This window comes from Streptomyces sp. NPDC007917 (genome assembly GCF_042959105.1).
Lineage (GTDB): Bacteria > Actinomycetota > Actinomycetes > Streptomycetales > Streptomycetaceae > Streptomyces.
Map to the genome: position 1 here is coordinate 99952 of NZ_JBIBKK010000014.1, position 25313 is coordinate 125264.

A 25313-nucleotide genomic window follows, 5' to 3' on the forward strand; every position below is an offset into this window, starting at 1 on the left:
CACCGCCCGTCGCAGCCGGGCACCGCCCCACCCCGGGTACCAGGTACCCGACAAGCGATCAGGAGCTGACCGGTGATAAGTCTGGCCGCAGTGGGGGGAGTGGCCCTGGTCGAACTGGGCATGGCCCTGACGCCGGGACCGAACATGATCCACCTCGCCTCTCGCGCGATTACCCAGGGCCGCAGGGCGGGCCTGGTCAGCCTGAGCGGGACTGCCGTGGGATTCCTGTGCTACCTGCTGGCCGCGGCCGCGGGCCTGTCCGCGTTGTTCGCCGCCGTGCCGCTGGCGTTCACGGTGGTCAAGCTCGCCGGGGCCGCCTACCTGGCCTACCTGGCCTGGGACATGCTCAAGCCCGGTGGCCGCTCGCCCTTCGCCCCGGCCCAGGACCTGCCTCCGGTCTCTGACGCCCGCCTGTTCTCGATGGGGCTCCTGACCAACCTGCTCAACCCCAAGATTGCTCTCATGTACGCCGCTCTTCTGCCTCAGTTCATGGATCCGCAGGCGGGCCCGGACTGGGCGCAACTGCTCCAGCTCGGTGGTGTGCAGATCATCGTGGGGATCTCCGTGAACGCTCTGATCATGCTGGGCGCAGCACGGGTGTCGGGGTTTCTGGCCGCCCGACCTCGCGTGATGACCGCTCAGCGGTTCTCGTCAGGCGGCTTGCTCGGCGTCTTCGCGCTGCACACCGCCCTGTCCCGTACGCCTGTCTCGGCCTGAGCCCCGCGCGCCTGTGACACCGGCCCTGCTGGGGTCAGCCGAACACGTCACGGAGATCGTCGACGCGATCGTGAGTGATCTGGCTGTTCTCATCAGCAGCGCCCGGCGCCAGAACCAGAGCGTCTACTGCTGGGTTGCGTAGGAGGTCATGTTCGGAGCCAGAGGGCGACGGACGCCGCGGTGGCGGTGCCGAGGAAGACGTAGCCGCGCTTGTCGCAGTGAGTCGCGACCGCCTGGGTGTCGCAGTCTTCCTACAAGGACCGGTGGGACTGTGTGCCGTCATCGGCGCCCGGCTGCTGGGCGCCGGTCTCGTCGTCGCCACGGCCACACGACCTGAGCACGCCAAACTGTCTGAGAGGTTCGGAGCGGACGTAGTGATCAACCCACGCCGGTGCGACGCGGTGGAGGAAATCCGCGCCCTGGTCGGCGCCGCCGATACGGACTGCGCCATCGACGCGGTGGGGACGCACGAGGCGTTCGAGAACGCCCTCCGGGTCGCTCGGGAAGGCGGCAAGGTAGCCGACGTCGGCTACCAGGACTGGTGCAGCCAGGGTCCGCTGCCGATCCCTGTCGGCTTCTCCGGCCCGGATAGGAGCGGCAAGACCATCCGCAGCGCACTCGCCCCCGGCGGCAGTGAACGCCTCGCACGGCTGCTCCGGCTCATGCAGACCGGCCGTGTGGACCCCACCGCGATGACCACTCACCGGTTTCACTTCGACGAAGCCACCCGGGCCTTCGAACTCCTGCAGACCGAAGGCGAGCACATCGTCAAACCCCTGATTACCTAGAGGGGGCAGCGTTCTGAGCCGAGCAGCTGACGGACGATTCCGGCACGTGGCTGCATTTCCGGCACGACAGATGGGGACGCCGGCACGGTGTGCTGTCCGCGTAGATTACAACTTCGGTCTGGTTGTCTGTCCTCGGTAGGGCCGAGTCGATTCAGGCCGCTTGTCCGAGCGGCTTCTCGACGAGCCTGGGCCTGTCGGCAGGGGGAGACGATGAGGGCCGGACATCGGAAACATGTATCCGCTTCCCGATCCTCAGCATCAATCTGGCTTGGGGCTGCGGCGCGGCAGCCCCGGCCCGATGCTCTCTGAGCACGCCATGATGCGTCTGTTCGAATGCGGTTTTCCTGAGCCATGGGGCGGAGTGTCGTAGAGGTGTGACTGAGTGCTTCGGTTGGCCCCTGAGCGCTTGAGTTGGCCCCGTTGAGCGTCGCGGCTGGCCCGAAGGTGTGCCGAGCCGCGATAGTTGGCACCCGGCCACGCTGGTTGGCATCGCCCTCGCTCATCTATGCCAAGATTCAAGGGTGGAGATAACCGACGTCACGCGTGCGATCGCGACTGCGACTTCGGTCGCCGCATCGCTCGACCTGCCGGCCGACGACGCGATCGTTCTCCACAACTCGAACAAGCTGGCACTGCGGCTGACGCCATGCGACGTCCTTGCCCGGGTCGCCCCTGTGGGACAAGAGGTTGCACAGTTCGAAGTCGAGCTCGCTCAGCGGCTCGCTGAGGTCGGATGCCCGATGTGTCCCTTGGAGCCTCGGGCGGACCCGCGTGTGTACACGCGCGCTGGCTTCGCAGTGACGCTGTGGACCTACTACGAGCCCGTGACACCTCACACCTCACCAGTCGACTACGCCAAGGCGCTGGAGCAGCTGCACGCCGGCATGCGCAAGGTCGATGTGCCGAGCCCGAGGTTCACGGACCGGATCACGGAGGCGGAAGAAGTTGTCGCCGACCCGGGTCGCTCGCCTGAGCTCGCCGACGCGGACCGCGTGTTCCTCAGCGGCAGGCTAGCGAGCCTGCGACGAGCGATCGACGACCGCGGCGCCGTGGAGCAGTTGCTCCACGGCGAGCCGCATCCAGGCAATGTGCTCAGCACGAAGAACGGCCCGTTGTTCATCGACCTTGAGACGTGCTGCCGTGGACCCGTCGAGTTCGATCTCGCCCATGTTCCCGAAGCGGTCTGCGAGCACTACCCGAACGTTGACCAAGGGCTGCTGGACGAGTGCCGACAGCTCGTTATCGCGATGGTCGCCGCGTGGCGTTGGGAGCTTGGCGATCAGTTTCCGAATGGGAGGCGATTCGGAGAGGAATTCCTGCGCTTGCTGCGCCAGGGTCCTCCTTGGCCGACACTCGATACAGTGACCAGGCGACTGGGTGGTCTGTAGAAATCGCCGAAGGTCACGTGAAAGCGGCAAGGGGCCAAGCGACGAGACTGTCGCCGTCGCAACCCCATGCGCGCCGGCCTCGCAGCCGCGCTGAACCATGGCGCTGCTGCCAAAAACGTGGCAAATCATTACAGACGCCAAGAATCTTGGCCAGACGGTGCCAACTAGCGTGGCCCGGCACAAGGGTGTGGCGGCTTCGTCCTTGGTCGGGAGATGGCGGAGCTGCGTCGTTCGGCGAGCACGATGTGGCGTCAGGCGCCGTGGTGGTGACCGGTGCGTTCGCGCATTCCGATGACGGCTTTGGATACTTTCGTCGCGTGCTCGGGGAAGCTGTGTGTAGCGACAAGGTAACGCTGGGCATGGGGGGCTGAAGTATGTCGTGGCACCGGCAGGTACGTGATTGGTGGATCGGGCGCACTTGGGCTGCGAAAGCTGCCCGCCTCCAAGAGCCAGCTGAGGAAACGCGGCATGAGCACGGCGTCGGCGAATACCTTGTCATCGCCACGACAGCGAGTCTCTTGCCGTTTCTGCAAGCTCTCGGCTCACAGGCGGGAACTTGGACGTGGGAGAAGCTTCAACGCCTCCCCCTGCGAATGCTCGACGACAGCTCGCACGTGCACCAGGGAGCTTCGATCGTCGTTGTGGCGGACGACACTGGCGTGCAGTTCAAGATGCCGAGTGGACTGCCAGAGGAAGCTCTCGAAGCATTGAGGGCGACCGACCTCGACAGTCTTGTCAGTCCGCCGCTGCCAGACATGATCTAGTACTCGGCTGAAGAGCGCTGTTGGAAGCGCAGCGACGGACGTGGCGTCCGCAGCCGCAGCAGACATCGTTGGATCAGGCGACTGCTTCCTTTCCGGCGATAACGACCTGGGCTGGTTGTCGATCACCGGGTCCAGCCCGGTCCAGTTGGACAGCGGGAAGACGCGGACGTGCGCGCGGAGGGAGTGCCGGCCCCGTTGCAGAGTTGGCACAGCTCAGGGCGTGGCCGAAACGAAAAATACTCAGGCCTATCTCCGGCTGAGCACCCAGGAGATGCAGGAACTTACCGACGCAGCCCCGCTGACGATGGTGAGAGGCGCCGGGGCTGTCCCGCCTCATCCGATCTTCCCGCCGAGCAACGACCTGGTCTGGGGAGAGGCAATCGCGGCGTATTCCCCAAGCAGGTGAAGCCGGGGCCTCCGGTCATGCACGCGGGGCGGGCCAGGAGTCGAGGGGGAGTGGGCCGCGGTCGATGACGGTGCGGATGCAGAACGTGCTGCGGGCGTCGCGAACGGGACCGATGGCCAGGATCTGGTCGGTGAGCACCTTTTCGAAGGTGCTCAGGTCCGGCACGGCGAGCTCGACGAAGAAGTCGGCGTCGCCGGAGACCACGTAGCAGGCGACCACGTGATCGATCGCCTTCAGTGCCTCTTCGACCACCTGGGAGGTGGTGCGGGAGTGCTCGACCTTGAGGGAGAGGAACACCGTCAGCCCGAGGCCGAGGCGCTCGCGGTCCAGGTCGGCCCGGTAGCCGGCCAGGACCCCGTCCTCCTCCAGCGCCTTGGTGCGGCGCAGGCAGGACGAGGGGGACAGGCGTACGGCCTCGGCGAGGTCGACGTTGGGGGTGCGGCCGTGGCGCTGGAGATGGTCCAGGATCGCCCGGTCGATACGGTCGTACAGGGGGCGTGGCATGAAATGCAGCGTATCGGCAGTATCGGCGAACAATCCTGCGCCGCGGCGCCGTACAGGCACTCACTACGCCATCGCGTGCCGGGCTCGGCGGCGCATTCTGGTCACGCACCGCGGCCGCCAAGCCTGTCCTGCTGCCGCCTCCGTACCCCTCTCACCGCCATCGGACTGCCTCATGCACCCCTTCCCCCTGGAACCCGACCGCGCCGCGATGACCGAGATGGGCTGTCTCGTCCTGGACCGTGTCGTCGATCGCACCGAGAACCTCGCAGCCCGCCCCGCGACCAGCCCCCTGTCGCCGCGGGCCGAGGCCGACCTGGTGGAGTCCTTCCTGGCGCCGCCGCCCACCCGGGGCGGCGACCTGCAGGCTCTGCTCGCGCGCCTGGACGAGGCCGCCGACTGCGCTTTGGAGACGGCCGGGCCGGGCCACCTGGCGTACATCCCGGGCAGCGGTCTGTACTCGGCCGCGCTCGCCGAGTTCTACAACCGTGCCGTCAACCGCTACGGCGGCCTGGCCTCGGTTGCCCCGGCCCTCGCCGCGCTGGAGGAGAGTGTGATCCGCTGGATGGCCCGCGATGTGTGCGGTCTCCCGGAGGGCAGCGGCGGGCTGCTGACCAGCGGTGGCTCAATGGCGACATTCTCCGCGACGGTCGCCGCCCGCCACGACAGGCTCGGCGAGGATCTCGCCGGCGGCACCGTCTACACCACCGCCTTCGCCCACCACTCCGTCGCCAAGGCCGCCCGCCTCGCCGGCATCCCCGCCGCCCGCATACGTACCGTGCCGCACACCCTGGACCTGCGGATGGACCCCCGCGCCGCTGCCTCGATGATCCGCGCCGACCGGGACGCCGGGCTGCGGCCGTTCCTGCTGGTGGCCACCGCCGGCACCACCGACACCGGCACCGTCGACCCGCTGCCTCAGCTGGCCGACCTGGCCCGCCGCGAGGACGTGTGGTTCCACATCGACGCGGCCTACGGCGGCTTCTTCCGGCTCACCGCACGCGGCTCAGAGCGCCTCGCCGGTTTCGAGGAGGCCGACTCGATCACCCTCGATCCGCACAAGACCCTGTTCATGCCGTTCGGCACCGGCGCCCTGGTCGTCCGCGACCTCGCCGCCCTGCACTCCGCGCACGACGGCACCGGCAGCTACCTCCAGGACATGGGGGCGGAGGGGAACGTCCCGGACTCCGGTCACCTCGGGCCCGAGCTGACGCACGAGATCCGCGGTCTGCGGGCCTGGCTTCCCCTGCACCTGCACGGGGTGGACGCCTTCCGCGAGGCTCTGGACGAGAAGCTCGACCTGGCCGAACACGTCCACGACACGCTGTCCGGCGTCGCGGAGCTGGAGGTCCCGCAGCGCCCGGACCTGTCCACCGTGATCTTCCGCGTCCGCCCCGCCGACGGCAGCCGGGCCGCCGCCGAGCGGGCCGATGAGGCGAGTCGCCGTCTGCTGGAGCGGATCAACGGCCACCGGCGCATCGTGCTCTCCAGCACGGTTGTCGACAGCCGCTACACCCTGCGCGTCTGCGTGGTCTCCCACCGCACCCACTACGACCGCATCGCCGAGGCGCTGAAGATCATCACTGCCGAGGTCAAGCGCCACACCACCGCGTAGCGATCTCCAGCCCCTGCGATGCTCAGAGCGGCCCACCGAAGGGCTCGGTCACAGGCGGAGCGATCGCTTCGAGCCCCGTCCATCCGGGGCATGGAGGCCTTCAGCGCGTATGGGTGACGGGCCTGTCGGCGGTGTCCGCCGGGGTGCGGGGGCGGGGCACCGCGAACCCCAGGTCGAGGCGCTTGCCCATCTCCAGGCGGAAGATGCAGTACGGGTTGACAGGTACGCCACCGCGCTCCGGCTCGGCACCGCTGAGGCGGAGCAGGTGCTGCGGCGCTTCACCCGCGGCGGCCCCAAACACCCCGCCTACACCGCGCTCGAAGAACTCGGCCGCGCTGTACGTACGGTCTTCGCCTGCGACTACCTGGCCAGTCCCGGCCTGCGTCGCGAGATCCACGGCGGGCTCCAGGTCGTCGAGAACCGGAACAGCGCGAACATCGTGCTCCACTACGGCAAGGACGGAGCCCTGACCGGTCCGGACAAGGAGCACGCCGAAACGTCGATGCTCGCCCTGCACCTGCTCCAGTCCGCGCTCGTGCACGTCACCACCCTGCTGGTGCAGCAGCTCCTGGCCGAACCGGCATGGGCAACGAGGCTGAGCGACGAGGACGGGCGCGGCCCGACCGCACTGTTCTGGTCCAACGTCAACCTATACGGCACCTTCCGCCTCGACATGAACAAGCGCCTCGATCTGGGGCTCACGGTGCCCCGCCCCCGCACCCCGGCGGACACCGCCGCACGCTCGCACACGGAGACACGATGAAGGACTTCGCCGGCCTCATCACCGATCTCCGGATGATCCAGGCGCGTGGCGGGTGCTCGGCGGCTGCGGACCTGTGCCGCCCGCGAACTGCCGCGGAGCCTTGTCCGAGCGCCCGCGCCCCGCGAGAGGGCCCGGGGCGCGCTCGTGAAGGCGATCGCAACCCAGGGGATCACTACGCGGTGCATCCGCCGTCGGCGACGGGGGCCTGTCCGGCGCCGTATCAGTGGACGGTGAAACCACCATCGACGGGGAGAGCCGTTCCGATGACGAAGCTGGCGCCGGGGCTGCACAGCCACAGGACGGCCGTTGCGACCTCGTCCGCTGCCCCCAGTCGGCCGATGGGCTGTTCCTTGAGGATCCCGGCCATGGCCTCGGCTTGGTTTTCGACCATGTCGGCGACCATCGGGGTGTCGATGACGCCGGGGCACACGGCGTTGATGCGGATACCGCGAGGCGCGTACTCGACCGCGGCGCTGCGGGTCAGGCCGATGACGCCGTGCTTGGAGGCGTGGTAGGCCGCACGCTCGGGCAGTCCGACGAGCCCGCCCAGGGATGAGCAGTTGACGATGGCGCCGCTGCCCTGCTCGCGCATCTGCCGCAGTTCATGCTTCATCGCCGCCCAGACGCCGCGCAGGTTGACGGCGTTGACCCGGTCGAAGTTCTCTGCCGTCTCGTCGGCCGCGTCGGCCGGCGGCACCTGGATGCCGGCGTTGTTGAACGCCATGTCCAGGCGGCCGTACTCCGTCACCGCGCGCCGCACCGCCGCTTCCACTTGCTGTTCGTCGGTGACGTCGCAGACGACACCGGTCGCCCGCCCTCCGCGGCCGGTGATCTCTTCGGCTGCTTCGTGGACGGCGTCGTGGTCGAGGTCGGCCAGGACCACGGCGGCGCCGGAGTCGGCGAAGGCGCGGGCGGCGGCCAGGCCCATGCCGGAGGCGGCGCCGGTGATCAGGGCCACCTGCCCGGAGAAGTCGTACGTGGGGTTCATGAAGTTCTCCCGTCGAGTCAGACAAGGTCCCGCGGCCTGCCCGGGATGTTCGAGGTCCCGGGCGAGGGCGGCTGGAAGGGATGAGTGAGGGGTCAGGGCGTCAGCAGGGTCTTGATGGCACGGCGCTCGTCCATCGCCTTGAATCCCTCAGCAACCTGATCGAGCGGGAGGGTGAGGTCGAAGACCTTGCCCGGGTCGATCTTGCGGTCCCAGATGAGCTGGATCAGCTCGGGCAGGAACCGGCGCACCGGGGCGGGGCCGCCGTGCAGGTGCACCTCGGCGAAGAACAGTTCCTCGCCCGGAATCTCCACCCCGTGGGCCACACCGACGTATCCCACGTGTCCGCCGGCGCGGGTGGAGCGGATGGCCTGCATCATCGATTCCTGGGTGCCGACGGCCTCGATCACGCTGTGGGCGCCGTATCCGCCGGTGAGCTCCTTGATCCTGGCCACGCCCTCGTCGCCGCGCTCGGTGACGATGTCGGTCGCGCCGAACTCGCGGGCGAGCTTCTGCCGCGACGCGTGCCGCGACATCGCGATGATCCGCTCCGCGCCCAGCTGCTTCGCGGCCAGGACAGCGAGCAGGCCCACGGCTCCGTCGCCGACCACGGCCACGGTCTTGCCCGGCCCGGCCTCAGCGGCCACGGCACCGAACCAGCCCGTTCCCAGCACATAGGAGGCGGCCAGCAGCGAGGGGATCAGGTCGTCGTCCGGCATCCCGGGGGTGGCGACGAGGGTGCCGTCGGCCAGCGGCACCCGCAGGTACTCCGACTGCGCCCCGCCGGCTCCGACGTACTCGGCGTGCGCGCACCGTGACTGGTAGCCGGCTTCGCAGATCTCACAGGTGTTGTCCGAGGCGAAGAACGAACCGACGACGAAGTCGCCGACGCGGATGTTCTGCACCTCGTCGCCGATCTCGGTGACCACGCCGACATACTCGTGACCGATCGGGGTCGGTTGTGTCACGTCGTTGATGCCGCGGTAGTCCCACAGGTCAGAACCGCACACGCAGGTGGCCGACACACGGATGATCGCATCCGTCGGCGCGACGATCGTGGGGTTCTCGCGCTCTTCCACCCGGACATCGCCCGGGGCATGAATAACAGCTCCACGCACTTGCAGCATTCCTTTTCACACGAATTTTCTGGGGTGCCTCATCACCGTCCCTCGTCTCGCGAATGCCTGCCAGGCACTCTCAGGGACCCCCACATCGGGAACGGGCGGTCCTAGCCTTGAAGCCATGGAGTTTCAGCAGGAAATCCGGGGCTTCCTCATGAGCCGCCGGGCGAGGATCACGCCCGAACAGGCCGGGCTGCCGTACGTCGGAGGCAACCGCCGCGTCAAAGGACTGCGGCGCGAGGAAGTCGCGATGCTCGCCGGCCTCAGCGTCGAGTACTACACCCGTATGGAGCGCGGCCAACTCGGTGGCGCGTCCGAGAGCGTCCTCGACGCGATCGCCCGTGCGCTGCAACTCGACGACGACGAGCACGCCCACCTGTACGACCTGGCACGCAACGTCGCACCCGGCTCACGCCGCAAACGCCCCAAGCGCACCTCCCCCATCACCGCGTCGGTGCAGCAGGTCCTCGACTCCATGAGCGTCCCCGCCGTCGTACAGAACGGCCGCCTCGACCTCCTCGCGGCCAACGACCTGGGCCGCGCCCTGTACGCCGACCTCTTCGACATGGCCCAGCAGCCACCGAACTTCGCCAGGTACGTGTTCCTCGACCCGCGCGCGGAGAATTTCTACGCCGACCTCGAAGAGGCGAAGAACCTGCTGGTCGCGGTACTCCGCGCGACCGCCGGGCGTGACCCGCTGGACAAGCAGGTGACCGAACTCATCGGCGAGCTCTCCACCCGCAGCACAGATTTCAGCACCCGCTGGGCCAAGCACCACGTGCGCCGACACTCGCGCGGACGCAAGGTCGTCAACCACCCGGCCGTCGGAACGATGGACCTCGCGTACGACGATTTCGCACTGCCCGGCGACCCGCACGTCTCCATCACCACCTACACCGCAGATCCCGGTACGCCCAGCGCTGACGCTCTCACCCTGCTGGCGACCTGGGCCGATACGCAGAAGCAGCCGCAGACCATCAGCGACGACGTACGCCGCATTCGCCCCCGTCACCCTTAGGTGTGCGATCTGCTCGGCCGGTCACCTCCCGCCCGTCGTGGTCCATCGCGACGGCACGGTCCACGGCCAGCGGCTCGCCATCATGGGTGGTCGCTCATGAAACACCTGCCGCCCGGCGATCCACCTGGGGCGATCATGTACATGAGTTGTTGCAAACGACTGGACACCTGAAACACCCCTGAAACCGTCAGCGGTCGTGAGCGGCGACTACAAGCGCGTGGAATCGCACGACTGCCCGATGTCCGCCCGCGCCGCCCCCTCGGGCTGTGAGCGCCGGCGCCGAACCGGCCGGGCACGTCCGCCTCGGCTACGCCCGGACCTCGACCGCCCGGCAGTCCCTCGACGCGCAGCTCTACTCCCTCGCCGACGCCGGAGTGACGCGCATCTTCTCGGAGAAGATCTCCACCGGCGCCACCCGGCGCCCCGCGTTGGAGGCCGCCGTCAAGCTCGCCGGGGAGATCCGTTCCTCCGGCGTCGCCGTCACCTGGTCGTCCATGAGCACAAGCGGCTTGGCCGAGGCATCGAACTCGCCATGTTCGCCGAAGAGCTGAAGGCGAGCGATGTTGGGCATGGAGCGCGAGTACATCCGCGACCGCACCCTGGAGGGCCACGAGTCAACCCGCAAGCGCGGCAAGACGATCGGTGGCGCGGGCGTCACCGACGAGTCGATGCTGTCCATGGCCCTCCGCCTGCGCGAGCAGGAGATGAGCCTGCGCGACATCGCCAAACGCCTCGTCATCACCACGGCACGAGAAAGGCCGGCACCCCTCACCCGCCACCGTCATGCGCATGCTGCGTGAACACGACGAGCACACAACCGCGATGGAAACCGCCGGCTGACTCGCGGCCCAGCCCTTGACGCTGATTCCGCGAGATGAGTGATCACCTCGTGCCCGCCTTGGCTTGTGCGCCCACCAACTACCGGTAAAGCCCGTGGGGACGGGCGCCGCGCCAAGAGGCCAGTGATCGTCACTGCGGAGGTTGAAAACACCCCGGCAGGCTTCGGGCGGAGACGGCGCGGCATGGTCTCACCAGGGAATCGGCCCGTCCTCGGCCAGAAAGGCGCCTGTCGGGCCGTCCTCGCCCACAGTCGCCAGGTCAACCGCGACGGCCGCGCCCTCCTCCGCCGTGCGTATCCCGGTGTGGCGGTTGAGGTCGGTCGCGCAGTAGCCGGGACTCACCGCGTTGACCAGGATCCCTTCGGCGCGCAGTTCATTGGCGTAGAGCACGGTGATCGCGTTCAGCGCGCTCTTCGAGGTGCAGTAAGGGAGGAGGATCGAGGAGTAGGCGGACCACGGGCTGCCCGGGTCGGCCAGGTGGGTGAGGGAGCCGAGTTCGCTGGACATGTTGACGATGCGTGCGGCGGCGGAGCGGCGTAGCAGGGGGAGCATGGCGTGGGTCACCGCGATGACGCCGAACACGTTGGTCTCGTAGACCTGCCGGACGGTGGCGGCGGGGGTTTCACTCGGTTTTTGCGGTCCGGCGGCGATCGCGGCGTTGTTGACGAGGATGTCGAGGCGGCCGAACGTGGCGTCGATGTGCTTGGCGGCGGCCTGGACCGAGATCTCGTCGGTGACGTCCAGCGGTACGAACCGTACGTCGGCGCCGTCGGCGCGAAGCTCCTCGGCCGCCGCCTCGCCATGCTCGGCGTTGCGGGCGCCGATCAGCACGGTGATGCCGAGGGCTGCGAGCCCGCGCGCCGTTTCCTTGCCGATGCCCTTGTTCGCGCCGGTGATCAGAGCAGTCTTCTGTGAAGTCGTCATGGCACCCAGCCTCCCCTCACCCGCGGGCGTCAGGGAAAGACCAGAAGACTCTGGATCTATAGTCCACAAATATGAGTGAGCTGGAGGTGCGGGAGCTGAGGTACTTCATCGCGGTCGCCGAGGAACTGAACTTCAGCCGGGCCGCGCAACGCCTGGGGATGGCGCAGCCCCCGCTGTCGAAGGCGATCGCTCAGATGGAGTCCCGGCTCGGGGTACGCCTGCTGGAGCGCACCACCCGGCAGGTGAGGCTGACCAACGCCGGTCAGGTGCTGCTCGACCAGGCCCGGATCGCGGTCGACGCGGTGCACGCGGCGGCCCGGCGTGCACGCCGGGCCGGTCAGCCGACACCCCAGCTCGTCGTGGCGGTCAAGCCGGGAGGCGATGCCGGGCTGCTGGGGGAGATCCTCGCCGCCTACCGGGGAACGGGTTCGCATCTGCCGCCGCCTGAAGTCGTCGTCGGCGGCAGCGGAGAGCCGATCGCCATGCTGCGGGACGGCCGTGCCGATGTAGCGCTGCTGCGCAGCCCGTTCGACGGTCAAGGGCTGGATTCCCAGACGCTCGTGGTCGAGCCACGACTGGCCGTCCTCCCCGCCGCGCACCGCCTGGCCGGACGCCGGCGACTGCGGCTGACCGACCTCAAGGGCGAACCGATCCCACGCTGGAAAGGGGCCGCCCCCTCCACCACCGCCTACTACACCGGATACGACGGAGCGGAAGCAGGCGATGGCCACACAGGCTTGGCGTCGGCCGACACTCCTGAGGGGCCGCTCGTGGCCAGCGTCGAGCAACTCCTGGAGGTGGTCGCGCTGGGCCAGGCGGTGGCGTTCCTGTCACTCTCCACCACCAAGCGGCACCAGCGCCCGGACATCGCATACCGGCCGGTCACCGGCCTCAGCCCCAGCGCGGTCATGGTCGCCTGGCCGGAGACCTCGCGATCCGCAGCCGTCGCCGCCTTCGTCCAAGCCGCCCACGACGTCGCCGCCCACCACCCCGACCACATGACCGCATTGGCCTACTGACCGGGGGCACTCACCCCTCGCCATGACGATCATCGCAGGACCAATTTCAGACAACCACCAGCGCGGAGAAAGGCCAGCACCCCCTCACCACGCCACCGCCATGCGCATGCCGCCTCGTCCCCGCGCTCGACCGCTACGGCCGGTCCCTTCAAGGACTGGTCAACATGGTCGGCGAACTCCGCGGCCGCGGGATCGGCTACTGCTCTCTGCACGAACGCCTGGACACCACCACCCCCGGCGGCCGTCTCGTCTTCCACGTCTTCGCCGCCCACGCCGAGTTCATCCGCGAGCTCATCGTCTCCGGCACCGCGAAGGCCTGGACGCCGCACGCGCCCGCGGCCGCGTCGGCGGCCGACCCACGGTCGCCACCCCCGAGATCATCCGCGCCGCCCGCGACCTGCTCCCCAACCCCGAGAACTCGATCACCTCGATCGCCAAGATCCTCGGCGTCAGCCCCGGCACCCTCTACAACCACATCCCCGACCTACAGGAACTCCGCGCCTTTGGCCGCGTTCCGAACCAGCTCAGCGCAGACTGACCGCTACCACCAAAACCCGGACCGATCCTCCCCGAAGGCCAGTTCGCCCCTGCTGTTGTCCCTGAAGCGGAGGACGAGGTTAGCGAGCCGGACTCGCAGGGCCCCCAGGACGAGGACGGCACCCGGCACACCATCCGCTACCACGGCGCCCTGCGCTCAGCCCCCTGCCGGATCGAGAATGTGCAGTGCATTGCCGCGCTTGAGGACGGCGAGCGCTGCCCCAACGGCATCCTCGACGTCGACGAAGGACGCTGGGAAGAGATCGACGTCCCCTACGCGGCCGGCCGGGCCGGCAAGATGATCCTGTCCCAGTCCGGCGGGAAGATGTGGGAGCTAGGGGTGCAGGCGGGCGGTCAGGTGGGCGAGGATCTCGTCCCTTGCCTTCAGGGTGGGGTGGCCGTCCTTGTCGACCAAGTGGGCGGTGGTGACGCTGTGGGGGGTTCCGACGACGTCACGAAAGAACGGGGGCGGGTCGGTGTTGGCGGCGCCGCCCGGTAGGACGCGGCCGTCGAAGGCGTCGCCGAGCAGCGCCCGGTAGGCGGCGAAGCGCTGGCCGGTGCACCAGCGGTCGTTGTCAAACCGGTAGGCAAGGACCGTGAGCCCGTCGCGCTCGACGCGATCCTGGACGGCGCGGGCGTCCTCGTCGCTGAGCTCAAGCCCCGCGGGGTCGTCCAGGGGCAGCGACGGGTGGTTGACCACCGGCGCGATGACGGACGGCTCAAGCGTCATGGTCAGGGCGAAGTTGCCGGTGAAGCACAGACCGATCGCGCCGACTCCCGGACCGCCGCACTCGCCGTGCGCCTGCCGCGCGAGGCCGCGCAGCCACGCGGTGACGGGGCTGGTGCCGCCCCCGGCGAACGCACGGAACTCGGCGCTGACGCACGCGCGACGGACGACCTTCTCCCCGTCCTCGGCCCTGGGGTAGGCCCCGTCGAGGCCGAACAGCGAGGGGACGTACACGGTGAACCCCGCGTCCCGCACCCACCGCGCCAGCCGGAGGACGTCCGGGCTGATGCCGGGCATCTCCGGCATCAGTACGACACCAGGTCCGGCCCCCGAGACGTACACCGTCTTCACCACCCCGTCAACGTCCACCCGCCGGCGGGAGAAGTCCGTGATCGCGTCGTCAAGACGCCCGTTGGCTGCGTTCACGGGGACAAGCCTGGACTGCCGCTCCCTCGCATCGGGATAGGCCGGATCGCCACTTATAGAGGTAATCTCGCCACGGACGAGGAGGCGGATATGAGCGCGTTGCGGGTCGGGGTGCTGGCCTATCCAGGGTGCTTCGCGTCCGAGGTGTTCGGCATCCCCGATCTCCTGACGATGGCCGCGCACATCGCCGGCCCGGACCGCGACGGCTACGAGGTGTCGGTCGTCTCGCCCCGCCGTCGCGTCACCGCATCCGGTGGCGCTGTGCTGGCCGTTTCTCCTCTGCGCGACGTCGATGTCCTGGTCGTGCCCGGCTTCGAACTCGCGCCCGGCCTTGATGTGGACGTGAAACTGGCGTCGCTGGCCCCCGAGATCGCGGCGATCCGCTCCCACGCCGCCGCGGGCGAGGCCGTCGTCGCGATCTGCGTCGGGGCGTTCCTGCTGGCCGAGGCGGGCCTGCTCGAGCGGCGGCGGGCGACGACGGCGTGGCTCTTCGCGGACGAACTGGCACGGCGCTGCCCGGACGCCGACGTCCGGCCCGAGCAGATGGTCGTCACTGACACGGGAGTGACGACGACCGCCGCCTTCAGCGCCATGTACGACTTCGCGCTGGAGCTGATCCGCCGCCATAGCGGCGCCGGCGTGGCGCGGAGGACCGCGCGGATGGCGCTCGTCGACGACGCCCGATCGTCCCAGGCCCCCTACGTCGACGCGGGGCTTCTCCCGCAGCCGGGGAACGAGTTCTCCCGCAGGGTCATGCGGTGGCTCGACCAGAACCTCGCCGCCCGATACGACCTCGCCGCACTGTCGGAGACCTTCAACGTCAGCACCCGGACGCTGCTGCGCCGCTTCGCGCAGGAGACCGGACAGAGCCCGCTGGAGTACCTGCAGACCTCCCGCGTCCGCCGCGCCCGCCACCTCCTGGAGACCACGGACGGCACCGTCGCCGCCATCGCCGCCACGGTCGGCTACCGGGACTCCGGCACCTTCGCAGCCCTCTTCGCCCGGCACACCGGACGACGCCCGCGCGACTACCGCACCGCCTTCCGGCGCCGGACGGGCTAACAGGCGAAGAGCCCGCGCGGCGGGGTGCGCGCGGGCCCACCGTCAATTCAGCCAGTGACCGTCAGGTCAGCCGGTGACCGGGAGGTCGCCGGGGCCCGGGGTCGGGGCGGGAGCCTCACCGGGCGAGGTGGCCGGGCGTTCCCCGGTCGACTGCGGCAAGCAGGGCCTGAAACGCTCGGGCATGACGGACGGTTATGGCATTCCACTGGGCCGCGTCCTGGCCGGGGCCAACCGACACGACTCCCCGTTGCTCGCGCCGACCCTGGACCGCCTGGACGACCTTGGACCGCTGCCCGACGACATCACCGTCCACCTGGACGCCGGCTACGACTCCGACAAGACTCGCGCCCTGCTCGACGAGCGTGGCCTGCAGGGCCGGATCGCGCACAAGGGCGAGAAGGCGCCCATCCAGGCAAGCCAGAGGTGGCATGTGGAGCGCACCCACGCCTGGCAGAACGCCTTCCACCGCCTCGCCCGCTGCTACGAGCGCCGGCCATCGTCATCGACGCCTTCTTCGATCTCGCCGACACGATCATCACCGTGCGGAGCCTGATCCGGCAGGCGTGGACAACCCATCGCTGGGCCGAACGCCCGCACCGCCGGCCATGACCCTCACGCCCATCCGCGCGACCTGTTCGTTAGAAAGTGGCCGGAAACAGGAACCGCACGTCGGTGAGTTGTTCCGACAGTTCCCACAGACGGCGGCCGGTCTGGGGATCGGCTGCCGCGGTGGACAACTGCACTTGCTTCGGGCCGCCGCGCAGCTCGGCGAAGCCGTCCGGCCCGATGAACTCACCGCCCTTCACGTCCGGGGCGGTGGCCGCGTACAGCTGGGGCAGTGCACCCTGTTCCGAGGGCTGGGCGAGCGGGGCGAGGATGCGGCCGAACAGCATCTTCACCATGCCGACCGGCGCGCTGGTTTGGAGGTTGGTGGAGGTGTAGCCGGGGTGGGCGAGCAGGCTGCGTACCGAGCTGCCGGCCGCGGTCAGCCTCCGGTGGAGTTCCCATCCGAAGACGGCGTTGGCGAACTTCGACTGGTTGTAGAACCCCATGGGCGAGTACTTGCGCTCGCCGGAAAGGTCGTCGAAGTAGAGGTGCCCCTGCCGGTGGTTGGTCGAACTTACCGTGACCACGCGGGGGTCGTTGCCGTCGGTCAGCAGGTCGAGCAGTAGACCAGTGAGCGCGAAGTGGCCGAGGTGGTTGCAGGCGAACTGCAACTCGTGGCCCTGGGCGCTCAGCGAGCGGGGCGGCGCCATCACGCCGGCGTTGTTGACGAGCACGTCCAGCCGCGGATGATCGACGCGCAGCCGATCGGCGAACGCTCGGACCGAATCGAGATCGGCCAGGTCGAGGCGGCGCACCTCAAGGTCGGCGCCAGGCTCCTCAGCGGTGATCTCTGCGGCGGCCCGGTGGCCTTTTGCCTCGTCGCGCACAGCGAGGATCACGTGCCCGCCCTTGCGGGCGAGTGCCCGGGTGGTCGCCAGGCCGAGGCCGCTGTTGGCTCCGGTGACGACAAACACCCGCTTGGCCTGGTCCGGGATCTGATCGGCGGTCCAGCGCTGGTTCTTCGTCATGCGGCACACGTTGCCGTGCATGACACTTGGTGTCAAGCAGCTACCGAGTGCCATGAATGGCATGGCAGTAGAATTGCCCGGTGAGCTCCCGCCCTGAAGTCACCATGGCCCAGCGCAAACGCCAGCTCGTCTCCGACGAGCTGAGCGAAGCGGCACTCCAGCTACTGGCGCTGAAGGGGTTCGACGCGGTCACCATCGAGGAGATCGCGGCCACCGCCGGCGTATCCAAGCGAACGTTCTTCCGGTACTTCGCCTCCAAGGAGGACGTGGTCGTCCAGTTCCTGGCCGACATGGGCACCGGCATGCGCGCAGCGCTGGCGTCTCGCCCCATCGAGGAGCAGCCTTCCGCGTCCCTGCAGCACACCGTCTGGGTTTCCATGGCCGCCTGCGCCGACCATTCCGACAGGGCAATGCGCGTGGTTCAGCTGATTCTGCGCACCCCCGCCCTGCGCGCACGCTTCCTGGAACGCCAGGACCAGTGGCGCGACGACCTGGCAGCAGAGTTGGCGCAGCGCCTGGGGCTCGACCCCGACACCGATCTGTACCCGCAGCTAGCCGCCGGGATGGCGCTCACCGCATTCGACGCCGTGCTGCAACGGTGGAGCGGCAGCGACGGTGCCGAGGACCCCGCCGAACTGACCGACCGGGCCTTCGCCACAATTGCCCCGGCGTTGGACTCTGTTGAGTGAGCTGTCTTGCAGCCAGCGAGAGATTTCTGCTCAGGAGTTGCAGGAGCATGTCGAAGATGATCCGGTCGCTGATGCGCGGGCGACAGAGCAGTTCGGTCAGCCATGAGGGCAGCGCGGGCACAGGTCTCCCCGGTGATCACAGAGCGTCGCATGTCCCGGCGGGTGGTGTAGTCGAGCCGCCTGCGTGATGCCGCAGATCGCGGTGGTGATCCGCCCGGTACCCGGGAACCTTGTGGGTCATGCCGCTGTGACCAGCCGGCCGGTCGCACAGTGGCGGGGCTCGGTGAAAGACGCTGGGAATCTTCTCAGACGTCGGTGACGCGCAGGCCGGCGTGGGCCTTGTAGCGGCGGTTCACCGAGATCAGGTTGGCTACCAGTGACTCCACTTGGTGGGCGTTGCGCAGTCGTCCGCCGTAGACGCCGCGTGCGCCCGCAAGGCGTGAGGCGAGTGCTTGGACGGTGTCGGTGGCGGCGCGTTCGTCGCCCAGGACGAGTACGTCGGTGTCGATCTTCTCGATCAGCCGGTCTTCCAGAGTGACGGCGGAGAGATGGTGAAACGCGGCGGTCACCCGGGAGTCAGGCAGCAGTGCGGCAGCCTGCTGGGCGGCGCTGCCCTCCTCGGGCCTCAGCGCGTAGGCTCCTTTCTTGTCGAAGCCGAGCGGGTTGACGCAGTCGACCACGATCTTGCCGGCGAGTTCATCGCGGAGCGTGGTCAGTAGCTCGGCATGCCCCTCCCAGGGAGTGGCGACGATCACCAGATCGCTCTCCCGCGCGGTCGTGGCGTTGTCAGCGCCGCGGACGTCATCGCCGATGGCTGCTGCCGTGGAGGCGGCCCGGGCGGCGTTCCGTGAGCCGATGATGACCTGTTGGCCCGCGCCGGCGAGCCGGTAGGCGAGGCCGCGCCCCTGCGGTCCGGTTCCGCCGAGGATGCCGACGACCAGGCCGGACACATCGGGAAGGCGATGGGGATCGTTTCGAGTGGCTTCAGCGGGAGCGGAGGGACGGGTGCCGGCGGCTTCGTCGGGAGTCGTCATGCTGTGGTCCTTGGCTCGTTCGATTCGTTCTTCCGCGGCCCGGTGCCGTTCGTCGTCAGCGGGCTGCTCGGGCCGCGATGCGGGACATCGGCCGGCGCCGTCAGGCGGTCAGCAACTCCACACGGCGCATCACCTCGCGGCAGAACGCGCCCACTCCGTTCGGATCGTCTGTGAACTGCGAGGGCTTGACGCAGAAGGTGGTGAAGCCCTGAGCCATCTGCGCGGGGATGGGCTCGAGGGCCTGGGCGAGGTCGGCGCAGGAGTCGTCGTCGGGAAACACGGCGCGGGTGCCGCCGATCATCTCCAGGTCGGCGATGTCGCGGCCCGCCGCGGCCATCGCGGCCTTCAGCGTCTGCATCTCCTCGGGCGTCACCTTGCCCAACGGGTTGAAGGCATGGCCGTACCGGACGATCCTGCGGACCATCGCGTCGTGCATGCCCGCGCCACCGAAGCAGAGCCGGGGGCCGTCCGGGCAGTAGGCCTTGGGCTCGAAGTAGACGTCCCGGAAGGCGTAGTACTCGCTCTCGTGGGACACGGGAGAGGGGCCCCACAACTTCGCCCAGATCTCCAGGTGCTCGTCGAGGAGCTTGCCGCGCCGGGAGAACGGGACGCCGAGTGCCGCGTACTCGTCCCGGCTCCAGCTGACGTTGGGCAGCACCATCAGACGGCCCTCGGAGAGAAGGTCGAGGGTGCCGAGCTCGCGGGCCAGGAGCAGGGGGTGCCGCAGGGGAGCGATGACCGCCGACGCGGCGAGGCGCAGGCGATCGGTGACAGCGGCGATCGCGCTGAGCAGCATGAGGGAGTTGGGCCATGGGGTGTGGGGGTCCTGGTTGCCGGGCAGGGCGTAGTCGCGAGGGTTGCCCATCACGCCGTTGGCGCCTGCGTCCGGGCCGAGCACAATGTGTTCGCTGATCATGACGGAGTCGAATCCGGCGTCCTCGGCCTCGCGGGCCCAGCGGATCACGGTCGGCAGGTCCGCGCGGCCTGCGGTCATGGTCCAGTTCTCGCTCAGGACGAGCTGCATGCGGGGAGTGGTCATCGTGGCGATCCTCGGGACGAGCGTGTTTGAGGGCAGACGTGAGGGGCGGCCGCAGCCGTCTGGACGGCTGCGGCCGGCGGTCAGGCGAGGGTGACCTCGACCGGCAGCTTCTTGATGCCGTTGACGAAGTTGGAGCGGACGCGGGGGACATCGCCGGCGAGCTTGATGTCGGCGATGCGTGGGATGAGCTCCTCGAACATGATGCGGATCTCGGTGCGGGCGAGCAGGTTGCCCAGGCACAGGTGGGGGCTGCCCTTGCCGAAGGTGACGTGGTCGTTGTTCTGCCGGGCGACGTCGAAGTCGTACGGGTTGCCGAAGACCTGCTCGTCGCGGTTGCCGGAGGCGTACCACATGACGACCTTGTCGCCTTCCTTGATGTGCTTGCCGCCGAGTTCGACGTCTCGGGTGGCGGTGCGGCGGAAGTGGTAGACGGGGGAGGCCCAGCGCAGGAACTCCTCGACCGCCGTGGGGATCAGCGACGGGTCGTCCTTCAGCCTCGCCAGCTGCTCTGGGTGTTGGAGCAGGGCCAGCATGGAGTGGGAGATGGTGTGGCGGGTGGTCTCGTTTCCGGCCACCACCAGGAGCAGGAAGTAGTTGTCGAAGTCCTCGGCCGAGAGCGGGACGCCGTCGCGCGGCGTGGTGTTGACCAGCTTCGAGACCAGGTCCCTACCGTCGCCGCCGCGCCGCTGCCGGGCCAGCTCCCTGCCGTACTCGAAGACTTCGATCGAGGCGGGGGAACGGAACGGCAGGTCGCGGTACTTCTCGCTCTCCGCGCTGTGCAGCAGGACGTCCGCGTAATCGGGGTCGGTGTTGCCGATGATCCGGTTGCCCCAGTCGATGAGCTGCTGGTTGTCCTCCGGCGGGACGTCGAGGAGTCGGGCCAGGACGTTGATGGGGAAGTCGGCGGAGACGTCGGCGACGAAGTCGAAGGTGCCCTTGGCGAGGGCCGCATCCAGCGTGGTGGCGGTCAGGCCGCGCAGGAAGTCGGTGTAGCTGTTGATGACGCTCGCGCCGAACTGCCGCTGGATGACGCTGCGCAGGGCGCGGTGGCGGACGCCGTCCATCTCCAGGATGGAGGCGCGCTTCTTGATCTGGTCGTCGTCGAGTTCTTCGAGGTTGACGAACCTCGTGGAGGTGAAGGTCTCCGGGTCGCGGTCGACGGTGGCGATGTCGGCGTGGCGGGTCACCGACCAGAAGCCGGAGTTGGGTGCCTCTTCGGGCTGCCAGTGGACCGGGTCCTGGTGGCGCAGGGTGTGGAACATGCGCCACGGGGTGATGCCGTCGGCGAAGTTGTCGAGGTGGGCGAGGTCCACCCGGTCGAGCGGCAGGGGCTCGTCGAGGGCTGCGCGCAGCTCGGCCCGGGTGGTGGGGACGGCGGGAACGGTGGGGCTGGTCATGTGGCTTGTCCTTCGGGCGAGGGCTTCGGGGCGGGCTTACAGGTGGTAGGCGTACTCGGTGAACTCCCAGTCGGTGACGTGCCGCCCGAAGCGTTCGAGCTCGTCCCGCTTGTAGGTGAGGAAGGACGTGGTGAAGTCCTTGCCGAGCAGGTCGGTCAGGGCGGTGTCCGACTCCAGCGCGTCGAGCGCGGCCGACAGACTCTGGGGCAGCAGGCCGGCACGGGAGGTGTCGTAGCCGTAGCCCTGAAGCGGGGCGGGCGGCTCCTCGCCGGCCTGGACGCCGAGCGAAGCGGCGGCGATCGTGCCGGCGATCAGCAGGTACGGGTTGGCGCTTGCGTCGCCCAGCCGCAGCTCCAGCCGCGCCCCGCCACCGCGCTCCGGCGGGATGCGGACCATGGCGCTGCGGTTGTCGAGCCCCCAGTCGATCAGCCAGGGGGCGAGGGTGTCCGGGCCGAAGCGCTTGTAGGAGTTCACGGTCGGGTTGGCCAGGGCTGCGATCGCCGGCGCGTGGGCGAGAATGCCCGCGATGGCGTGCCGGGCCGTGGCGGACAGGCCGTAGGAGCCCGCCGGGTCGTCGAAGGCGTTGTGGCCATCGGCGTCGTTGCACGACAGGTGGAGGTGGAAGCCGGAGCCGCCCGCGTCGCCGAAGGGCTTGGCCATGAAGGTGGCGAGGTTGCCCTCCTTGCGGGCCAGTTCCTTGACGGCGGCCTTGAAGCGGAAGGCGCGGTCGGCGGCGTCGAGGGCGGCGGAGTGGGTGAGGTTGATCTCGTACTGGCCGCCGTCGAACTCGTGGTTGCCGGTGACGACACCGAGCCCCAGGTCGCGCAGCGCGCGCAGAGTGCGCAGCAGGTGGTTGTCGGGGTCGGCGCGCAGGCCCGCGGTGTACACGGCGCCGGTGGTCTGCGGTGAGCGGCGCCAGCCGGTCGGGGTGCCGGGGGCCGGCTCCAGCAGGAAGTACTCCAGCTCGGGGCCGACCACGGGGCGCAGTCCCTGCTCGGCACAGCGGGCCAGGACGGTGCGCAGCAGGTCGCGGGGGGACTCGGGCGCCGGGGCACCGGTCGCCGGGTCGGTGACCTCGCCGAGACAGGCGGCGACACCCGGCTCCCAGGGCAGGACGGCCAGGGTGGACAGGTCGGGGCGTACGGTCACGTCCGGCAGACCGGCGTCCAGACCGCCCGCGACCGGGACCACGTCGCCCCGCGGGGTGGTGTGGTAGACGGCGCGGCAGAAGGCCAGGCCGTGCTCGCAGGCCGACGGCAGATGGTCCAGCAGCACCTCGCGGGCGCGGTCCGTGCCGATCAGGTCGGGGTAGACCACCCGGACCACGTCGACGCCCTCGGCGGCGAGCCGCTCCACGTGCCGGCGGATGTCTGGGGTGTCGGATGCGCTCACCGGTGTCTCCTTGGCGGAAGGAAGGGACTCCTCGTGCCTGGGGCACTGGGGAGGGGGTGCGGAGGGAGGCCGGGGCGGGGGAGAAGCGCGCCCCGGGCTAGTCATTTGATCCCGAACGATATGGAGGGGGTTGCCGCCCCGCAAGGGGCTGGTAGAAAAAAGTTATCCATCTGGACAGGTATTGACCAGGGTCGGGCAGCTTCCTATCTTGTTTGAAGCCAAACGAGTAAGGGGTGCGGCATCCGCTGGATTTCGCCCCCTTTGGCCGAGGGGCCCGGCCACACCCGGGCCGGGCCCCTCTCTTCCTCCCTCTCCTTTGCTCCGACGCCCTCACCCCTCAGGAGGACCGCGATGAAGGTCGTCGTCGACATGAACAAGTGCCAGGACCACGGCCAGTGCGTCTTCGCCGCCCCCGACGTCTTCTCGATGGACGACGACGGCCACCTGGTGTACGTGTCCAGCCCCGATGACGCGCTGCGCGACGAGGTCGAAGAGGCCGCCGACGTGTGTCCGCTGCAGGCCATCCGGATCGAGGGATGACCGCCATGACCGCACCCACGACCGGACGTATCGTCGTCGCCGGCGGCTCCATGGGCGGCCTGCGCGCCGCCGAACAACTGCGCGCCGCAGGCTGGACCGGGACGATCACGGTCATCGGCGACGAGCCCCACATGCCCTACAACCGGCCCCCGCTGTCCAAGGAGGTGCTGGCCGGCAAGGCACCCTTCGAGTCGCTCGCCTTCACGCCGAAGGCAGCCGCCGCCGACGTGGAGTGGCGGCTCGGCACGAGGGTCGTCGCAGCCGACCTCGACCGGCGCGTCGTCGAACTCGACGACGGCTCGGCGATCTCGTACGACGGACTGGTCGTCGCCACCGGCATGCGGCCCCGGCGCCTGCGCTGCCCCGGACCGCTCACCGGCCGCCACACCGTCCGCACCCTCGCCGACGCCCAGGGCCTGCGCGACGAGCTGACCCGCCCTGGTGCCCGCGTGGTCGTGGTCGGTGCCGGCTTCATCGGCTGCGAGGTCGCCGCCACCGCCGTGGGCCTCGGCGTCCGCGAGGTGACCGTCGTCGATCCGCTCCCCCTGCCCATGGTCGGCCCGCTCGGCGAACTGCTGGGTCGCGCGCTGCTGAAGCGGCACGAGGAGCGCGGGGTGCGCTTCGCGCTGGACACCGGAGTGTCCGGTTTCGAGGGCGAGGACCGGGTCACCGGGGTCGTGCTGAGCGACGGCAGCGTGCTGCCCGCCGATGTGGTCGTGGAGTCGGTCGGCTCCGTGGCCAACGTCGAGTGGCTGGAGGGCAACGGCCTCGACCTCAGTGACGGCGTCCTCACCTGCGAGCAGCTGCGGGTCGGGGGACGGCCGGAGGTCGTCGCGGTCGGCGACGTCGCCCGCTTCCCCAATGCCCGCTACGACGGCGTTCCCCGGCGTGTCGAGCACTGGTCGATCCCCACCGACACGGCCAAGCACGCCGCGAAGGCCCTCGTCGTCCATCTCACCGGCACAGACGGGGACTTGGTGCCCTTCGCCCCGCTCCCGACGTTCTGGAGCGACCAGCACGACTTCCGGCTGCAGTCCTTCGGCGCGCCGGTCCTGGGCAAGGACGACGTACGGATCCTGGACGGCGACCCCGACGGTGACGTCCTGGTCGGATACCACACCGGTGGCCGGCTCGTCGGCGTCGTCGCGCTCGGCGGTCAGGCCGCCGCGATGGGGGCCGCCCGGTATCGCACCCAGTTGCTCAAGCAGCCTGCCCTCACCGCGTAAGGAATCCCTTCATGTCCACTGTCCGTGGTTACTTCCACCCCAAGACGGCGAGCGGTGTCTCCTCGCTGATCCCGTCCCCGCCGTGGCGCTACTCCGGCGACCTGCTGACCGTCGAGTACCGCACGGATCCCGCGCGGGTGCGTGAACTGCTGCCCGAGCCGCTGGAGCTGGCCGACGAGGATCCTGGCGCGGTCGCTCTGATCTGGGCCGACTGGCAGTCCTGCTCGGAATCGGGCCAGGAGCTGCTGGACCCGGTGCTCGCCCAGTACAAGGAGGCCTTCGCGGTCGTCCGCTGCAAGTACCGGGGCCAGACCTACAGCCGCTGCGTCTACATCTGGGTCGACAAGGACTTCGCCATCGCCCGCGGACTGCACCAGGGATACCCGAAGAAGCTCGGCTCGATCCACCAGACCCGCCCGCACCCGTACGGGCCCGCCCCGCGCATCGAGGCCGGCGCCCGCTTCGGGGCGACCCTCGCCGCCGCCGACCGGCGCCTCGCCCAGGCCGTGGTCACCCTGCGTGAGACGTCGGACACAAACGGCTTCGTCAACGCCCACCCCATGGCCCACCACCGCTGGCTGCCCTCCATCGAGAAGGGCAAGGGCCTGGCGCTCGACGAGCTGATCGAGTCCGGCGCCGCCTCCTTCGAGGGCGGGCAGCCGTGGCGCGGCGACGCCGAGCTGGAGCTGTTCGAGGCGCCCACCGAGGAACTGGCACGCCTGGAGATCCGCGAACCGATCGCCGCCTACTACCGGCAGGTCGGCGTCGTCTGGGACGGCGGCCGACTGCTGGAGTCCGGCACGTCCGGCGCCGAGTAACCCC

At 69.3% G+C, this 25313-nt stretch carries 24 protein-coding genes and 4 pseudogenes; 16 read left to right on the forward strand and 12 right to left on the reverse strand.

What is annotated here, in order from left to right:
- Positions 1-72: 72 nt before the first annotated feature.
- The 3 genes from ACFZDL_RS27050 to ACFZDL_RS27060 all read left to right on the forward strand — a co-directional run bounded on the left by ACFZDL_RS27050 (position 73) and on the right by ACFZDL_RS27060 (position 2893).
- A complete protein-coding gene (locus ACFZDL_RS27050) occupies positions 73-717 on the forward strand; it encodes a LysE family translocator (RefSeq protein WP_353593809.1) in 645 nt (214 codons plus the stop codon).
- 263 nt (positions 718-980) lie between these two features.
- Entirely contained in the window at positions 981-1505 is a 525-nt protein-coding gene (locus tag ACFZDL_RS27055; RefSeq protein WP_353593869.1) for a zinc-binding dehydrogenase, read from the forward strand.
- A 521-nt stretch (positions 1506-2026) separates the two neighbouring features.
- Positions 2027-2893: an aminoglycoside phosphotransferase family protein gene (locus ACFZDL_RS27060; protein WP_353593810.1), complete on the forward strand. Its 867-nt coding sequence runs from the start codon at positions 2027-2029 to the stop codon at positions 2891-2893.
- A gap of 893 nt (positions 2894-3786) precedes the next feature.
- On the opposite strand, the pseudogene ACFZDL_RS27065 reads toward ACFZDL_RS27060, so the two are convergent.
- Positions 3787-3884 (reverse strand): annotated as a pseudogene (locus ACFZDL_RS27065) (sulfate adenylyltransferase small subunit); the annotation flags it as partial.
- A gap of 194 nt (positions 3885-4078) precedes the next feature.
- Positions 4079-4567 (reverse strand): Lrp/AsnC family transcriptional regulator, encoded by a 489-nt coding sequence (locus ACFZDL_RS27070; RefSeq protein WP_353593811.1) that lies wholly within the window; start codon positions 4565-4567, stop codon positions 4079-4081.
- A gap of 172 nt (positions 4568-4739) precedes the next feature.
- On the opposite strand from ACFZDL_RS27070, the gene ACFZDL_RS27075 reads away from it, so the two are divergent.
- Entirely contained in the window at positions 4740-6179 is a 1440-nt protein-coding gene (locus tag ACFZDL_RS27075) for an aminotransferase class V-fold PLP-dependent enzyme (RefSeq protein ID WP_353593812.1), read from the forward strand.
- Positions 6180-6288: 109 nt separating this feature from the next.
- Positions 6289-6942: a Tn3 family transposase gene (locus tag ACFZDL_RS27080; RefSeq protein WP_353593813.1), complete on the forward strand. Its 654-nt coding sequence runs from the start codon at positions 6289-6291 to the stop codon at positions 6940-6942.
- Positions 6943-7162: 220 nt separating this feature from the next.
- Here the strand turns inward: ACFZDL_RS27080 and ACFZDL_RS27085 are convergent, their stop codons facing one another.
- The gene (locus ACFZDL_RS27085; RefSeq protein WP_353593814.1) at positions 7163-7930 is read right to left on the reverse strand and encodes a glucose 1-dehydrogenase; all 768 of its coding nucleotides are present in this window, start codon (positions 7928-7930) and stop codon (positions 7163-7165) included.
- A 92-nt stretch (positions 7931-8022) separates the two neighbouring features.
- Entirely contained in the window at positions 8023-9045 is a 1023-nt protein-coding gene (locus ACFZDL_RS27090; protein ID WP_353593815.1) for a zinc-dependent alcohol dehydrogenase family protein, read from the reverse strand.
- 124 nt (positions 9046-9169) lie between these two features.
- Between ACFZDL_RS27090 and ACFZDL_RS27095 the strand changes: the two genes are divergently transcribed.
- From ACFZDL_RS27095 to ACFZDL_RS27105, 3 genes are all read left to right on the forward strand, one after another.
- Complete coding sequence (locus ACFZDL_RS27095; protein ID WP_353593816.1) at positions 9170-10066, forward strand: helix-turn-helix transcriptional regulator; 897 nt, start codon at positions 9170-9172, stop codon at positions 10064-10066.
- Positions 10067-10332: 266 nt separating this feature from the next.
- Positions 10333-10617, forward strand: coding sequence for a recombinase family protein (locus tag ACFZDL_RS27100; RefSeq protein ID WP_353593817.1), 285 nt, complete (start codon positions 10333-10335; stop codon positions 10615-10617).
- 18 nt (positions 10618-10635) lie between these two features.
- On the forward strand, positions 10636-10866 hold the full coding sequence (locus ACFZDL_RS27105) for a hypothetical protein (protein WP_353593818.1): 231 nt from the start codon (positions 10636-10638) through the stop codon (positions 10864-10866).
- Between the two features lie 228 nt (positions 10867-11094).
- Here the strand turns inward: ACFZDL_RS27105 and ACFZDL_RS27110 are convergent, their stop codons facing one another.
- Positions 11095-11829, reverse strand: a complete 735-nt coding sequence (locus tag ACFZDL_RS27110) for an SDR family oxidoreductase (protein ID WP_353593819.1) — start codon at positions 11827-11829, stop codon at positions 11095-11097.
- A gap of 71 nt (positions 11830-11900) precedes the next feature.
- On the opposite strand from ACFZDL_RS27110, the gene ACFZDL_RS27115 reads away from it, so the two are divergent.
- Positions 11901-12848, forward strand: coding sequence for a LysR family transcriptional regulator (locus ACFZDL_RS27115; protein WP_353593820.1), 948 nt, complete (start codon positions 11901-11903; stop codon positions 12846-12848).
- 113 nt (positions 12849-12961) lie between these two features.
- Positions 12962-13386 (forward strand): annotated as a pseudogene (locus ACFZDL_RS27120) (recombinase family protein); the annotation flags it as partial.
- A gap of 333 nt (positions 13387-13719) precedes the next feature.
- On the opposite strand, the gene ACFZDL_RS27125 reads toward ACFZDL_RS27120, so the two are convergent.
- Entirely contained in the window at positions 13720-14538 is an 819-nt protein-coding gene (locus ACFZDL_RS27125) for a dienelactone hydrolase family protein (RefSeq protein ID WP_353593821.1), read from the reverse strand.
- Positions 14539-14628: 90 nt separating this feature from the next.
- Here ACFZDL_RS27125 and ACFZDL_RS27130 point away from each other — a divergent pair, with 90 nt between their 5' ends.
- A complete protein-coding gene (locus ACFZDL_RS27130) occupies positions 14629-15600 on the forward strand; it encodes a helix-turn-helix domain-containing protein (RefSeq protein WP_353593822.1) in 972 nt (323 codons plus the stop codon).
- A 121-nt stretch (positions 15601-15721) separates the two neighbouring features.
- Positions 15722-16209 (forward strand): annotated as a pseudogene (locus tag ACFZDL_RS27135) (transposase); the annotation flags it as partial.
- 29 nt (positions 16210-16238) lie between these two features.
- Here ACFZDL_RS27135 and ACFZDL_RS27140 read toward each other — a convergent pair.
- Positions 16239-17174, reverse strand: coding sequence for an oxidoreductase (locus tag ACFZDL_RS27140; RefSeq protein WP_353593823.1), 936 nt, complete (start codon positions 17172-17174; stop codon positions 16239-16241).
- Between the two features lie 104 nt (positions 17175-17278).
- Between ACFZDL_RS27140 and ACFZDL_RS27145 the strand changes: the two genes are divergently transcribed.
- On the forward strand, positions 17279-17863 hold the full coding sequence (locus ACFZDL_RS27145) for a TetR family transcriptional regulator (RefSeq protein ID WP_353593870.1): 585 nt from the start codon (positions 17279-17281) through the stop codon (positions 17861-17863).
- On the opposite strand, the pseudogene ACFZDL_RS27150 reads toward ACFZDL_RS27145, so the two are convergent.
- The 5 genes and pseudogenes from ACFZDL_RS27150 to ACFZDL_RS27170 all read right to left on the reverse strand — a co-directional run.
- Positions 17844-17984, reverse strand: a pseudogene (locus ACFZDL_RS27150) (IS5/IS1182 family transposase); the annotation flags it as partial. The gene ACFZDL_RS27145 and the pseudogene ACFZDL_RS27150 sit on opposite strands and share 20 nt — an antisense overlap.
- A 184-nt stretch (positions 17985-18168) precedes the next feature.
- On the reverse strand, positions 18169-18897 hold the full coding sequence (npdG, locus tag ACFZDL_RS27155) for an NADPH-dependent F420 reductase (protein WP_353593824.1): 729 nt from the start codon (positions 18895-18897) through the stop codon (positions 18169-18171).
- 100 nt (positions 18898-18997) lie between these two features.
- Positions 18998-19936 carry a TIGR03619 family F420-dependent LLM class oxidoreductase gene (locus ACFZDL_RS27160; protein ID WP_353593825.1) on the reverse strand — a complete coding sequence of 313 codons (939 nt, stop codon included), beginning with the start codon at positions 19934-19936 and terminating at the stop codon, positions 18998-19000.
- An 80-nt stretch (positions 19937-20016) separates the two neighbouring features.
- A complete protein-coding gene (locus ACFZDL_RS27165) occupies positions 20017-21333 on the reverse strand; it encodes a cytochrome P450 (RefSeq protein ID WP_353593826.1) in 1317 nt (438 codons plus the stop codon).
- A 36-nt stretch (positions 21334-21369) separates the two neighbouring features.
- The gene (locus ACFZDL_RS27170; RefSeq protein WP_353593827.1) at positions 21370-22725 is read right to left on the reverse strand and encodes a glutamine synthetase family protein; all 1356 of its coding nucleotides are present in this window, start codon (positions 22723-22725) and stop codon (positions 21370-21372) included.
- 351 nt (positions 22726-23076) lie between these two features.
- Between ACFZDL_RS27170 and ACFZDL_RS27175 the strand changes: the two genes are divergently transcribed.
- Genes ACFZDL_RS27175 through ACFZDL_RS27185 form a run of 3 tightly spaced genes read left to right on the forward strand, consistent with a single transcriptional unit; the run spans position 23077 to position 25309 of the window.
- Positions 23077-23265 (forward strand): ferredoxin, encoded by a 189-nt coding sequence (locus tag ACFZDL_RS27175; RefSeq protein ID WP_353593828.1) that lies wholly within the window; start codon positions 23077-23079, stop codon positions 23263-23265.
- 5 nt (positions 23266-23270) lie between these two features.
- Complete coding sequence (locus tag ACFZDL_RS27180; RefSeq protein WP_391192606.1) at positions 23271-24491, forward strand: FAD-dependent oxidoreductase; 1221 nt, start codon at positions 23271-23273, stop codon at positions 24489-24491.
- Between the two features lie 11 nt (positions 24492-24502).
- Positions 24503-25309 carry an acetoacetate decarboxylase family protein gene (locus ACFZDL_RS27185; protein WP_353593830.1) on the forward strand — a complete coding sequence of 269 codons (807 nt, stop codon included), beginning with the start codon at positions 24503-24505 and terminating at the stop codon, positions 25307-25309.
- The last annotated feature ends 4 nt before the right edge of the window (positions 25310-25313 follow it).

Excerpts from the sequence above, each read along its gene's own strand:
- ACFZDL_RS27180 (WP_391192606.1), top strand. The coding sequence starts at position 23,271 with ATGACCGCACCCACGACCGGACGTATCGTCGTCGCCGGCGGCTCCATG.
- ACFZDL_RS27145 (WP_353593870.1), top strand. The coding sequence starts at position 17,279 with ATGGCCCAGCGCAAACGCCAGCTCGTCTCCGACGAGCTGAGCGAAGCG.
- ACFZDL_RS27175 (WP_353593828.1), top strand. The coding sequence starts at position 23,077 with ATGAAGGTCGTCGTCGACATGAACAAGTGCCAGGACCACGGCCAGTGC.
- ACFZDL_RS27110 (WP_353593819.1), bottom strand. The coding sequence starts at position 11,829 with ATGACGACTTCACAGAAGACTGCTCTGATCACCGGCGCGAACAAGGGC.
- ACFZDL_RS27095 (WP_353593816.1), top strand. The coding sequence starts at position 9,170 with ATGGAGTTTCAGCAGGAAATCCGGGGCTTCCTCATGAGCCGCCGGGCG.
- ACFZDL_RS27080 (WP_353593813.1), top strand. The coding sequence starts at position 6,289 with ATGGGTGACGGGCCTGTCGGCGGTGTCCGCCGGGGTGCGGGGGCGGGG.
- ACFZDL_RS27085 (WP_353593814.1), bottom strand. The coding sequence starts at position 7,930 with ATGAACCCCACGTACGACTTCTCCGGGCAGGTGGCCCTGATCACCGGC.
- ACFZDL_RS27130 (WP_353593822.1), top strand. The coding sequence starts at position 14,629 with ATGAGCGCGTTGCGGGTCGGGGTGCTGGCCTATCCAGGGTGCTTCGCG.
- ACFZDL_RS27075 (WP_353593812.1), top strand. The coding sequence starts at position 4,740 with ATGCACCCCTTCCCCCTGGAACCCGACCGCGCCGCGATGACCGAGATG.
- npdG (WP_353593824.1), bottom strand. The coding sequence starts at position 18,897 with ATGACGACTCCCGACGAAGCCGCCGGCACCCGTCCCTCCGCTCCCGCT.
- ACFZDL_RS27185 (WP_353593830.1), top strand. The coding sequence starts at position 24,503 with ATGTCCACTGTCCGTGGTTACTTCCACCCCAAGACGGCGAGCGGTGTC.
- ACFZDL_RS27115 (WP_353593820.1), top strand. The coding sequence starts at position 11,901 with ATGAGTGAGCTGGAGGTGCGGGAGCTGAGGTACTTCATCGCGGTCGCC.
- ACFZDL_RS27160 (WP_353593825.1), bottom strand. The coding sequence starts at position 19,936 with ATGACCACTCCCCGCATGCAGCTCGTCCTGAGCGAGAACTGGACCATG.
- ACFZDL_RS27140 (WP_353593823.1), bottom strand. The coding sequence starts at position 17,174 with ATGACGAAGAACCAGCGCTGGACCGCCGATCAGATCCCGGACCAGGCC.
- ACFZDL_RS27105 (WP_353593818.1), top strand. The coding sequence starts at position 10,636 with ATGGAGCGCGAGTACATCCGCGACCGCACCCTGGAGGGCCACGAGTCA.
- ACFZDL_RS27070 (WP_353593811.1), bottom strand. The coding sequence starts at position 4,567 with ATGCCACGCCCCCTGTACGACCGTATCGACCGGGCGATCCTGGACCAT.
- ACFZDL_RS27165 (WP_353593826.1), bottom strand. The coding sequence starts at position 21,333 with ATGACCAGCCCCACCGTTCCCGCCGTCCCCACCACCCGGGCCGAGCTG.